The 11,430-nt window shown below is 67.5% G+C and carries 11 protein-coding genes; 6 read left to right on the forward strand and 5 right to left on the reverse strand.

The window, feature by feature from the left end; translation table 11 throughout:
- Positions 1-10: 10 nt before the first annotated feature.
- Together ACIRA7_RS05010 and ACIRA7_RS05015 are read right to left on the reverse strand one after the other, a co-directional pair.
- Positions 11-949, reverse strand: a complete 939-nt coding sequence (locus ACIRA7_RS05010; RefSeq protein WP_396219730.1) for an ABC transporter permease — start codon at positions 947-949, stop codon at positions 11-13.
- Positions 946-1,968: a sugar ABC transporter substrate-binding protein gene (locus ACIRA7_RS05015; protein WP_396219731.1), complete on the reverse strand. Its 1,023-nt coding sequence runs from the start codon at positions 1,966-1,968 to the stop codon at positions 946-948. Before ACIRA7_RS05015 ends, ACIRA7_RS05010 begins: the two co-directional genes overlap by 4 nt.
- A gap of 88 nt (positions 1,969-2,056) precedes the next feature.
- Here ACIRA7_RS05015 and ACIRA7_RS05020 point away from each other — a divergent pair, with 88 nt between their 5' ends.
- The 3 genes from ACIRA7_RS05020 to ACIRA7_RS05030 are packed head-to-tail and all read left to right on the forward strand — an operon-like array spanning position 2,057 to position 5,390.
- On the forward strand, positions 2,057-3,418 hold the full coding sequence (locus tag ACIRA7_RS05020) for an MATE family efflux transporter (RefSeq protein WP_396219732.1): 1,362 nt from the start codon (positions 2,057-2,059) through the stop codon (positions 3,416-3,418).
- Entirely contained in the window at positions 3,415-4,755 is a 1,341-nt protein-coding gene (locus tag ACIRA7_RS05025) for a hypothetical protein (protein ID WP_396219733.1), read from the forward strand. Before ACIRA7_RS05020 ends, ACIRA7_RS05025 begins: the two co-directional genes overlap by 4 nt.
- Positions 4,752-5,390 (forward strand): hypothetical protein, encoded by a 639-nt coding sequence (locus ACIRA7_RS05030; RefSeq protein ID WP_396219734.1) that lies wholly within the window; start codon positions 4,752-4,754, stop codon positions 5,388-5,390. The genes ACIRA7_RS05025 and ACIRA7_RS05030 overlap by 4 nt, the downstream gene beginning before the upstream one ends.
- Here ACIRA7_RS05030 and ACIRA7_RS05035 read toward each other — a convergent pair.
- Positions 5,341-6,753: an MATE family efflux transporter gene (locus ACIRA7_RS05035; protein WP_396219735.1), complete on the reverse strand. Its 1,413-nt coding sequence runs from the start codon at positions 6,751-6,753 to the stop codon at positions 5,341-5,343. The genes ACIRA7_RS05030 and ACIRA7_RS05035 overlap by 50 nt on opposite strands.
- Positions 6,754-6,981: 228 nt before the next feature.
- On the opposite strand from ACIRA7_RS05035, the gene ACIRA7_RS05040 reads away from it, so the two are divergent.
- Together ACIRA7_RS05040 and ACIRA7_RS05045 are read left to right on the forward strand one after the other, a co-directional pair.
- Complete coding sequence (locus ACIRA7_RS05040; protein WP_396219736.1) at positions 6,982-8,259, forward strand: M28 family metallopeptidase; 1,278 nt, start codon at positions 6,982-6,984, stop codon at positions 8,257-8,259.
- A gap of 212 nt (positions 8,260-8,471) precedes the next feature.
- Positions 8,472-8,990 (forward strand): lipocalin-like domain-containing protein, encoded by a 519-nt coding sequence (locus ACIRA7_RS05045; protein WP_396219737.1) that lies wholly within the window; start codon positions 8,472-8,474, stop codon positions 8,988-8,990.
- An 85-nt stretch (positions 8,991-9,075) separates the two neighbouring features.
- Here ACIRA7_RS05045 and ACIRA7_RS05050 read toward each other — a convergent pair whose 3' ends face one another.
- Complete coding sequence (locus ACIRA7_RS05050) at positions 9,076-10,572, reverse strand: amidase (protein ID WP_396219738.1); 1,497 nt, start codon at positions 10,570-10,572, stop codon at positions 9,076-9,078.
- Between the two features lie 17 nt (positions 10,573-10,589).
- Positions 10,590-11,039 (reverse strand): thiol-disulfide oxidoreductase DCC family protein, encoded by a 450-nt coding sequence (locus ACIRA7_RS05055; protein ID WP_396219739.1) that lies wholly within the window; start codon positions 11,037-11,039, stop codon positions 10,590-10,592.
- A gap of 21 nt (positions 11,040-11,060) precedes the next feature.
- On the opposite strand from ACIRA7_RS05055, the gene ACIRA7_RS05060 reads away from it, so the two are divergent.
- The coding region (locus ACIRA7_RS05060; protein WP_396219740.1) for an ATP-binding cassette domain-containing protein at positions 11,061-11,430 on the forward strand (370 nt) is incomplete at its 3' end.

Below are 11,430 nucleotides of genomic sequence, written 5' to 3' on the forward strand. Positions count from 1 at the left end.
ATGCTCGTCCTCATGACCTTCGCGACCATTGGTCGGTCGCTACGGCGAGAATCACCAACACGCCGGTGACGAGAATCTGATACACCGACGACACGCCCATCAGCGTGAGGCCGTTGCGGAACACGCCCACGATGAGCGCGCCGACGATCGATCCGAGCACGATCCCGCGTCCACCGAAGAGGCTCGTGCCACCCAGCACGACGGCGGTCACGGCGTCGAGGTTCTCCGTCTGTCCACTTTGCGGATCACCGACGCCAGTGCGCGCGATGGAGAGCAACGCCGCGGCGCCGGCGCACAGTCCCGAAAGCGCGTACACGCTGAGCAATACGCGGTTGGTGTTGATGCCCGCTAAGCGTGCGGCCTCGAGGTTGTTCCCCACGGCGTACACGTGTCGGCCCGCCGCCGTCTCGCGCAGCATCACGAATGCGAGCGCGTACATCAGCAACATGGCCAGCGCGCCGTACGCGATCGGCGTGGTCCCCAGGCGCACGCCGTTCCCAAGCCACGTGAGCAGCGGCGGCAAGTCGGTGAACGTCTGCGCCTGCGACACGAGCTGCGTGATCGCGAAGGCGATGTTCATCGTGCCCAGCGTGACGATGAACGGCGGGAGCTTGATGCGCGTAATCAGCAGACCGTTGATCATGCCGACCATGGTGGTCACACCCATGCCCCCGGCGATGGCCATCGCCGGATGCCAGCCGTGCTGCACCGCCAACATGCTGATGACGATGGACCCCAGCGCCATGACCATACCGCAGGCGAGGTCGATGCCGCCGGTGAGAATCACGAGCGTCTGTCCGATGGCGAGCACGCCCACCACCATCACCTGACTCAGCACCAGCGACAGGTTGGCGCCGGTCAGGAAGCGCGGCGATTGCACGGCGAAGAACGTACAGGCCAAGAGCAAGGCAACCAACGGACCGGCAAAGGCCAGCCGCCGAATGATCACTTATCGCCCCAACAGAGTCCGAGGGCCTTGTCTGCGCCGAGGCTGGGGACGCCGGCCACACTGTCCTTCGCGATCAACTGCACACCGGTGTCCACGTAGCCGCTCGCCTTCTTGGCCGTCGTGATAAACGCCATCGCTGCCTCCACCCCCAACTCGGCCATGCGAAGCGGATACTGTTGCGCGGTCGCGGTGAGCGCGCCGTCCACGACATTCTGCACCCCGCGGCAGCTCCCATCCAACGAGACGATCAACACGCCCTTCTCCTTGCCGGCATTCTTGAGCGCGGTGAAGGCGCCCGCGGCCGACGGCTCATTCACCGTATACACGACGTTGATGTCCGGGTGCGCCTGCAGGCAGTTCTCCATGGCCGTCTGCCCCTTGGCCTGATCACCCATCGCATCGGTCATGCAGACGACTTCCGGTGGCTGGGCGAGCTCGTTGCGCGTCTTCTCGTACGACGGGAGCCCGAATCCGCTCAGGAAGCCGTTGTGGCGCTGCGCGCTGGTGGGGTGCCCCGGAATGAGGTCGAGCGTGGCGATCCTGGCTGGCGTGGTTCCCAGGCGCGCCTTGGCGTACTGGCCGATGAGCTGCCCCGCTTTGTAGTTGTCGGTGGCGAACAGGGCATCGGTGGCCTCCACCGGATCGGTCGGGCTGTCGAGTGCGATCACCAGGATGCCGGCGTCGCGCGCCTTTTTGATGGCGGGCACGATGGCCTTGGAGTCGCTGGCGGAAATGAGAATGGCCTTGGCGCCGGCAGCCATGAGATTCTCGATGGCCGTGACCTGACCGGCGTTGTCACCATCGGTACGGCCGGCGGCGGCAATCAGCGTCGCCCCCTGCGCAGCGGCGGCCTGTTCGGCCCCTTCCTTCATCTTCACGAAGAACGGGTTCGACTCGGTCTTCGTGATCAGCCCGATCACGGGCTTGTCGTCGCCCTTCGGGGCGCAGGCGACGAACAGGGGAACGGCCAGGGCGAGCAGGCGCCGGGGGCACAGACGGAGCGGGGCGGGAGTACGCATAGGCAAGGAAATCAGCACGCAATCAGGAAATGGGCAAGAGACGCGACCGGCGATTGCCAACGGCAGGCGTGGATGGCAGCCTTCACGGATGAACGACCTCACCACCGGCTCCATCCCCCGCCACATCGTACGCCTCGCGGTGCCGATGGCCCTGGGGATGATCTTCCAGACGCTGTACTACCTGGTCGACCTCTACTTCGTGGCCCGCCTGGGTGACGCGGCGGTGGCGGGGGTGAGTGCGGCCGGCAACGTGCAGTTCATCATCATGTCGTTCACGCAGATCCTGGGCGTGAGCACCATGGCGCTCATCGCGCACGCAGTGGGTCGCAAGGACCAGCCCGACGCCAATCTGGTGTTCAATCAGAGCGTGCTGTGGGCCTTTGTGTGCGGCATCGGGACGCTGGTCGTCGGCTACGTGCTCTGCGGTCGCTACATGAGCGCCCTGGGGTCGAACGCGGACACGATCGCCGCCGGCACGTCGTACCTGCGCTGGTACATCCCCGGGCTCGCGCTCCAGTTCGCGCTGGTGTCCATGGGGAGTGCCTTGCGCGGCACGGGCATCGTGAAGCCGGGCATGCTGGTGCAGATGCTCACGGTGGTGCTCAACGTGGTCTTCGCACCCATTCTCATTGCCGGGTGGGTAACGGGGCGCCCGCTCGGTGTGGCCGGGGCGGGGCTCGCCAGTTCACTGGCGATCGGCATCGGCGTGCTCGTGATGCTGCTGTACTTCATCCGGCTCGAGCACTACGTCGGCTTCCGGCGCGAGCTGCTGGCGGTGCGCACCGATGTGCTCGCGCGCATGCTCAAGATCGGCGTACCGCCCGGTGCGGAGTTCGCGCTGATGTTCGTGTTCACGGCGGTGATCTATACGGCCATCAAGCCGTTCGGCCCGGAAGCGCAGGCGGGCTACGGCATCGGCTCACGGCTCATGCAGTCGCTGTTCCTGCCCGCCATGGCCGTCGCGTTCTCGGCGGCGCCGATGGCCGGCCAGAACATGGGCGCTGGTCATCTCGATCGCGTGCGTGACACGTTCACGTGGGCGGCGATCATGGGCAGCATTCCGATGCTGTTGCTCACGCTGCTCTGTCAGTGGCGCCCCGACATGCTGGTGCGGGGGTTCACCCAGGAGGCCGCCGTACTCGCCGTCGCGACGCAGTTCCTGAGCACGATCTCGTGGAACTTCGTGGCCTCGGGACTCCTCTTCACCTGTGGCGGCATGTTCCAGGCGCTCGGCAACACTGTGCCCTCGCTGATCGCCAGCGGCACGCGCCTGCTCACCTTCGCCGTGCCGGTGTGGTGGCTGTCGCATCGTGCGGGCTTTGAGATCAAGCAGGTCTGGTATCTCTCGGTACTCACCATGACGCTGCAGGCCGGCTTCGCGCTGTGGCTGTTGCGCAGCGAGTTGCAGCGCAAGGAGCTGAAGATGGCATCGGCGCGGTTGGCAGCGTGACGCGATGTGTCAGAGCGGTCGCCGCGCTGTCGCTGCTCGCCGCGGCATCGAGTGGCGCGCAGGAGACTCGCGCCGAACCCACGCCATGCCCCGACGGCATCCCCGCCACCACGCAGTGTTCGCTTGGCAAGGACAGCGCGGGGGCGTTCTACTGGATCGCCATGCCGTCGCCGTGGAACAAGCAGCTTGTCGTGCACGCCCATGGTGGCCCCGACCTCGGTGCCCCCGATGCGAAGGGAAGTGCGGACGATCTCACGCGCTGGAACATCTGGACGCGCATGGGCTCCGCCGTGGTGGCGAGCACGTACCATCAGGGGGGCGTGGCCGTACGGTCGGCGGCGGAAGATGTGGAGCGCTCACGGCAGCGGTTCATCGCGCAGTTCGGCGTTCCCGAACGCACGATCCTGCACGGTCAGTCGTGGGGCGCCGGCGTGGCGGCGCGCACGGCGGAGCTGTTCGGCGCGCGCGATGCGCAGGGGCATGTGCCGTACGACGCCGTGCTGCTCACCAGCGGCGTGCTGGGGGGCGCCAGCCTGTCGTACGACTTCCGGATGGATCTGCGCGTGGTGTATCAAGCCGTGTGTGGCGACCATCCACGGGCCGACGAACCGCAGTATCCGCTCTGGCAGGGATTGCCCGTGGGCTCGAAGCTCACGCGCGCGCAGCTGGCGGATCGCGTGGATGCCTGCACTGGTGTACGGAAGCCCGCAGCTGCGCGCTCGCCGGAGCAGGCGCAGAAGCTGGCCACGATTCTTGCGGCGGTGAAGGTGCCCGAGCGCACGCTGATCGCGCACCTGAACTGGGGCACGTGGCACTTTCAGGACATCATGACGAAGCGGACGAACGGCGCGAATCCGTTTACGACCGTGGGAGTGGCCTATGCCGGCGGTGCGGCATTGAACGAGAAGATCGCGCGCTACGCGGCTGATGCCGTGGCCGTGGCCACGTTGGCCGCCGATGCCGATCCCACCGGCCGCATTCCGGTGCCCGTGCTCACCATGCACGCCATCGACGATCCCACGGCGTTCGTGGAACTCGAGAGCACGTTCCGCGTCACGATGGAGCGAGCGGGGCGTGGCAAGGCGTTGGTGCAGCTGTTTACGCAGGACAGCGAGCACAGTTACACGAGTGACGCACAGTACGTGAGTGCGATGCGCGCGCTGTTGGCGTGGGTGGAGCGGGGTACCATACCCACGCCCACGTCCGTGGCGGCATCGTGCGCCACGGTGGACCCGATGTACGACCCGGCCAAGGGCTGTCGATTTGTGCCGTCGTATACGCCGGCGCCGCTGTCGTCGCGGGTACCGAGCCGAACGAAACCGGGAATGCCCAAGTGATCGCGCCGTTCACGCATCGCCTGCGCCTGGCTGCGGCATCTACGGCGCTTGTGCTGTCCGCCGCGGCCGGCTGCCGTCCTTCCGCGCCGTCGTCGCCATCCGAAACGGCGGCGCAGTTTTACACGCTGCTCGACGGCCTCGGCGTGAGCGGCGTGCCCGATTCGCTGGCGCTCGACGCCGTGCAGCCGTACCTCGATTCCACGCTGGTGCGCTTGCTGGTCGAGGCGCGGCATGCGCGCGATTCGGTGGCACGCCTGGTGCCGAGGGAGAAGCCTCCGTTCATCGACGGCGACTTGTTCAGCAGCCTGTTCGAGGGAAACACGTCGTTCGGCATTCGCAGCATTGCCACGCGCGGTGATACGACCTTGGCCGTGATGGCGTTCACGAATGCCATGCAACCGCCCACGGTGAAGTGGACCGACACGCTGGTGATCGTGCCGCGCGCGAATGCCAAGCCGAAGAGCCCGCAGTTCGTGATCGCCGATCTGCGCTACGGTGCCAGCTGGGACTTCGGCAATCGTGGCACGCTGGTGGGATCGCTTCGCGCCGCGCTCGCTCCCGACAGTGCCGCGGGCACACCGCCCGCTACACCCGCTGCGTGCGCCACGCCCCCTTGCGGAACATCACCGCGCTGACCGCCGCCAGCAGCGTGTAGGCGGCCAGCACCGACACAAACACCGCATGTGAGCCCATGCGCGTCTGCGTGGTCAACAGCCACGCCAGCGGGAGCTCGAAGGCCCAGAACACGGCGATGTTGATGTTGGTGGGCGTGCGCGTATCCCCGGCGCCGTTGAAAGCCTGCGTAAGCACCATGCCGAAGGCGAAGAACGGGAAGCCCGCCGCCATGATGCGCAAACCGAACACCGCAACCTCGGTCACGGCGGGATCGCTGGTGAACCCCGCCACGATCGGCCGGGCGAACAGCACGAAGATCGCGCCCATGAGCCCGAGAAACGCCACGTTGTAGCGGGCGGCGGTCCACACGGCGGCATTCGCGCGATCAGGGTTCCGCGCGCCAAGCGCCTGGCCCACCATGGTGGCGGCGGCGTTGCCGAGCCCCCAGGCGGGGAGCATGGCGAACATGACCATGCGGACGGCAATCGTGTAGCCGGCCATGGCCGCGCTGCCGAACGACGCCATGAGGCGAATGAGCACCATCCAACTCAGGCTGCCCACCAGCACCTGAAAGGTGGCGTTCACCGACAGGCGCAGCACGGAACGCATGGTATCCCACTCGAACACCACATGCGTGCGCGTGACGCGCAGGTGTCCGGAGCCGCGCGTAAGTCGCCACAGCGCGTAGCACACGCCGGTGCCGCGGCCGATGGTGGTGGCGATGGCCGCCCCCGTGACGCCGAGCTGCGGAAACGGTCCAATGCCGAAGATCAACATCGGCCCGAGCACGATGTTGATGCCGTTGGCCAGCCAGAGCACGCGCATGGACACCGCGGCATCGCCGGCTCCGCGAAAGGCCGCGTTGATGACGAACAGCAGGAACGCCGTGCCGCTGCCGCCCAACAACACGCGCGTGAACATGGTGCCGGTGGCCAGCACATCATCGGTCGCACCCATGGCGCGCAGCAGGGCGGGGGCGGCCAGCGCGCCCGCGACACCGATCAGTACCGAGGCGATCACGCCCAGCGTGATCATCTGCACCGCCGCGCGCGCGGCGCCGTCGGCATCGCGCTCGCCCACGCGTCGCGCCACGACCGCCGTGCCGGCGATAGCCAGCCCCATCGCGATCGTGTACACCACGATCATCATCGACTCGGTGAGCCCCACCGTGGCCACCGCGCTCGCGCCCAGTCGCGCCACGAAGAACACATCGGAGAGCGCGAACAGGCTCTCCATGATCATCTCCAGCACCATCGGAATGGCGAGGAGGAAAATGGAGCGCCCGATCGGGCCGGTGGTGTAATCGTGCTTGGTGCCGCGCAACGCGCCCCGCACGGAGTGCCACCACGACCGCGCGTTGTGGTCCTGCGCCATATCGAGCATGGCGCGAACGCTCAACTACATGGTCGGCCGGCGCAAGCGGACGGATACGGAACCTGCTGCCGCCACGGTTGCGCGCGGCGCGAACCGGGCGGAGCTTGAAACGGCGGCCAGCATTGAGCTCACGGGCAAGAACCGAGAGGTGACCTCAACGCTGGGATGCCGCGGTCCGTCAGAATGGTTTGAAGGTCCCGCCACGTTTTCCTTCCCACCCGCCCCACCATGCGTCCGATGCGCACGCTTACCTCCCTGTCCGTCTCGGCCGTCGTGGCCGTGTTGGCGACCTCGCCGGCGCTGGCCCAGAAGCAGGTGCTTCCGCCGGCGATCGCCCCGATCGACTCCACCGATCCGGTGGCCCTGATGGTCGCGCGACTGGACCTCGAGCGGTACAAGACCACGCTGAAGGGGCTCACGCAGTTCGGCGATCGGAAGCAGGGCACCAAGCGCAACCGCGACGCCGTGGACTGGATCGAGGCGCAGCTCAAGAGCTACGGCTGCTCGAACACCGAGCGCATCACGTATCGCTACGAGCCGCCCACCTTGGCCGAACGTCCGGCGGCACCGCCTGCCGCCGCGCCGCCCGCCCCCGGTCAGCCGCCGCTGCGCCGCGTGGGCCCGCCGGCCACGCAGGCCTCGGGCGGTGGACGCAACCGCGGCATCCGCACGCGCACCGGGGTGAACAACGACTCCCTGTTGCAGCCCGATCCGAAGCTGCGCGCGCTGAATGCGGAGCCGAGCATGCCGGGCGAGCGGCAGGAAGTGTATTGCACCAAGATCGGCACTACGCACCCGGACGAGATGTACATCGTAGGCGCGCACATGGACGGTATCGGCTGGGGCGAGGCCGTGAACGACGACGGCTCGGGCACCGCGCTCGTGATGGAACTGGCCCGCGTGTTCAGCAGTCCTGATGTGCAGACGGAGCGCTCCATTCGCTTCGTGCTGTGGAACAACGAAGAGAGTGGCCTGAACGGTGCGCGGGCGTACATCGAGCAGCGTGCGAAGCTGCAGGGCATCGAAGAGCCCAAGGGATCGGGGAAGTATCCGGAGCCCAAGTGGCTGGGGATGATCCAGCACGACATGATGATGTGGGATCACGGCATGCCGAAGGCCGACGGCACCATGGCCAAGGAGCAGCGCCCCGAAGCCGATGTGAACATCGAGTTTCAGATCAACTCGAAGATGTGGAAGGCGTCGTCGGAGCTGGCGTGGGCGCTGCACCAGTCCAACACGAAGTACGCCACCGACTACCCGGCGCAGGTCGGTCCGCACATGACCAACACCGACTCGGGACCGTTCCAGGATCTCATTCCCGCGATCAGCTTGCGGGAGAACGAGCGCGGTACGCAAACGGGCAATGGCTGGAACCCGCATTGGCACCAGCCCACCGACGTGTGGTCGACGTACACCGACAAGGATTTCCGACTGGGACTCAATGCCGCGCAGACCACGTTGGGCGGCGTGGGCCGGTTGGCCGGTGCCACGCTCAAGCCTGCGACCAAGATGTAGTCAGCGCCTGATCACACCGACGGCGGAAGGCTCGCCTACCGAGCGTAGGCGTGACAGACGCTCTCGTCCAGACGGTAGCCCAATGCAATTGCGTAACCGTTGGAAGAGACCTTAGTCCTTCTTCGGGAAATAGCTCGCAAGGCAGGCGGCGGTGGCCTCATCTCTGCCTACCCCGATGCAACGTCCATTTCCACTTCCACCGAGTACAGTCGATGCGATGCACATCAATCTTGTGGACGATTGCCACCGTGGTGGGCACAGCGATCCCTGCTGCCGCGCAGGCTCCCGTCGGCACATGGACGCTGGTGTCCCGCACGGACAGTTCCGCGCGCGGGGTCGAGCCTGCCGATGGGCCGCTCGGTGCCGATCCCATTGCCTGGATCAGCTACGACACACGCGGCCATGTGCAGGCACAGCTCATGGCGCGCGACCGTGCGCGAGCGGCGGCGAGTGCCCCATCCATGGTGTCCGATCCGAACAACAGTGCGGCCAGTGGTGGCTATGACGCGTACTTCGGGACCTACCAGGTGGACGCGGTGGCGGGGACGGTAACCCATCGACTGATCGGGGCCCTGTCGGCCGGCGACGTGGGGCGAACGCTCACCCGCCACTTCGTGGTCGCGGGGGACTCGCTGCTAATCTGGTTCGAAGCACGACGGACCGACGGATCGCCCGTGATCCGTCGGTTGCGCTGGCGGCGCGCCGATGATGCCTCCAGCCGCTTGCCGTGACATTCGCGCGTTCGAATCGAGCCAGCCCCGGCGCGACGCTCAAGCCTGCGACCAAGCTGTAGTCAGCGCCTGATCAGATCACGCATCACACCAGTGGCGGAACGCGCCCCGCCCACGGGCGGGCGCGTTCCAGCTGACCGGCCACGCGGAACAGCGTGGCCTCGTCGCCGAAGCGCGACACCAGTTGCGTACCGATCGGCAGCCCCGCGGCGTTCCAATGCAACGGCACCGACATCGCCGGCTGTCCCGTCACATTGAACAGCGGCGTGTAGGGAATGAAGCCGTACACCTTTTTCGCGGTCTCATTGAGCAGCCCCGCTGCCTTGAGCACGCCACCAAGACCGAGCCCCGACACCACGCGCAGCATGGCCCGCTCGGCGGCACTCGGTTGCAGCGCGCCAATCGTAAACGGTGGTGCGCCCAGCGTGGGCGTAACCATCACGTCGTAGTTGGTGAAGAACCGACCCACCGTGCGCCCGGCAACTTGCAGCGTGCGCACCGATGTCGCGTAGTCCGCGGCGCTGGCGGCCTTGCCCACGAGCCCCAGCGCCCACGTGGTAAGCTCCACATCGTCGCGGCGCGGGGCGCGCTTGAGCTGCTCGCCGATCCACTCGATGTCGGCGCGCGCCTCGGCCGCCACCACGGTGAGAAACGCCTGCGACAGCGACTGCGCATCGACCACCGGCTCGGCGCGGATCACATCGTGCCCCAGCGATTCCAGCAGCGCCGCGGCGTCTTCCAGCGCGGCCACGCAGTCGGGGTGCACGGTGCTGCCGAAGAACGGCGTGGTGGTGACGGCCACACGCAGGCGCCCCGGTTCGCGCGTGACCTCCTCGAGGAACGGCCGATCCTGTCGCGGGCAGGCCACCGGGGTGCCGGCATCTTCGCCGGCGGTGGCATCGAGCATGGCGGCGGAATCGCGCACGCTGCGGGTGATCACATGCTCCTGCACGAAGCCGCGCCACGCGTCGCCGAAATCGGGACCGGTGGGCATACGGCCGCGCGTGGGCTTGATGGCGAACACGCCGTTACACGAGGCGGGGATCCGGAGTGAGCCGCCGCCGTCGCCTCCGTGGGCGATGGGCACGATACGCGCCGCCACAGCGGCCCCTGACCCACCGCTCGAGCCACCGGTGGTCTTGGTGGGATCCCACGGGTTGCGGGCCGGGCCGAGCGCCTCACTTTCGGTGTAGGGCGTGAGCCCCAGTTCCGGCGTGTTGGCCTTGCCGATGAACACGGCCCCGGCGCCCCGGTAGCGGGCCACGAGTTCGCTGTCGTGATCGGGGACGATGGACTGTAGCACCCGCGTCCCGTTGCTGGTGGGCACGCCGGCGACGGTCGTCATCAAATCCTTGATCAGCATCGGCACGCCGGCGAAGGGCGCGTCGAGGTCGACCTTGGCGGCCATCGTTCGGGCCATCGCGTCGAGGGGCCGGACCACGGCGTTGAGCCGTGGATTGCGGGCGGCCATGCGGGCCAGCGCGGCCTCGGTGACCTCGGCGGCGCTCAGGGCACGACGGCGCACCAGATCGGCGATGGCGAGTCCATCGAGCCCATCATACTCGGGGAGGGGGAGAGACATGCGGGAAACTACCGCCCCTACGAGAGGAAGCGCGAGCGTTCCTCCGGGGTCGGCAGCAGGCAGGCGGGGGCAGCGATCTCGAAGCGGCGCCGGGCGATCAGGTCGTACACCGCGTCGCGGAGCGGTCGGGGGACCAGTCGGCCCAGCGCGGCCGCCACCGCCCACACGCCCCCGAGGTGGGCCACGGCGGCGAGGGCGGCCGCACTCCGAACCCGCACCGATGGCCCCGACGGGTCGTACCACACCACTGAATCCACACCGATCAGCTCCGGGAACTGGGCACGCACACGGCTCCCGAACGGTCCCTGCAACGGTGCGAAGGCGAGACGCGCGCGGGCCGCCGCCGGCTCATGCCGCAGCACGAACTGCACGCTGCCTGCGCAGAATCCGCACTCTCCGTCGTACAGGAGCACCGATCGGGTCTCCGGCAGGCGCGCCGATACCAAGGTGTCCGTCGCATTGGCCATGGCTGCAAGCTAATGTGCGGCATGTCGCTCGTATCGTTGCAGGACGTCAGTGTCGCCTTCGGGGGTCCCCCCGTGCTCAACCACGCCGATTTCGCCATCGAGCGGGGGGAGCGGGTCTGTCTGCTGGGGCGGAACGGCGCCGGCAAGAGCACCTTCATGAAGGTGCTCGACGGTACGCAGGTGCCGGACAGCGGGGCGGTGGTGAAGCTGGGCGGCATCACGATGGCGCGGCTCGATCAGGAGATGCCGCTGGCGCTCACCGGCACGATGTTCGAGGTGGTGGCTGACGGGCTGGGCGATCGCGGTCGCCTGCTCACCGAGTATCACGCGGCCTCGATTCGCGTGAGCACGGATCACTCCGAGGCGGCGCTGCGCGAACTCGACCGCCTGC

It is taken from the genome of Gemmatimonas sp. (assembly GCF_044376735.1).
In the GTDB taxonomy this organism is placed as follows: Bacteria; Gemmatimonadota; Gemmatimonadetes; order Gemmatimonadales; family Gemmatimonadaceae; genus Gemmatimonas.

Bases quoted from the DNA above. Each gene is read 5' to 3' on its own strand.
- ACIRA7_RS05045 (WP_396219737.1), top strand. From the start codon at position 8,472: ATGCGATGCACATCAATCTTGTGGACGATTGCCACCGTGGTGGGCACA.
- ACIRA7_RS05035 (WP_396219735.1), bottom strand. From the start codon at position 6,753: ATGCTCGATATGGCGCAGGACCACAACGCGCGGTCGTGGTGGCACTCC.
- ACIRA7_RS05055 (WP_396219739.1), bottom strand. From the start codon at position 11,039: ATGGCCAATGCGACGGACACCTTGGTATCGGCGCGCCTGCCGGAGACC.
- ACIRA7_RS05015 (WP_396219731.1), bottom strand. From the start codon at position 1,968: ATGCGTACTCCCGCCCCGCTCCGTCTGTGCCCCCGGCGCCTGCTCGCC.
- ACIRA7_RS05020 (WP_396219732.1), top strand. From the start codon at position 2,057: ATGAACGACCTCACCACCGGCTCCATCCCCCGCCACATCGTACGCCTC.
- ACIRA7_RS05050 (WP_396219738.1), bottom strand. From the start codon at position 10,572: ATGTCTCTCCCCCTCCCCGAGTATGATGGGCTCGATGGACTCGCCATC.
- ACIRA7_RS05040 (WP_396219736.1), top strand. From the start codon at position 6,982: ATGCGCACGCTTACCTCCCTGTCCGTCTCGGCCGTCGTGGCCGTGTTG.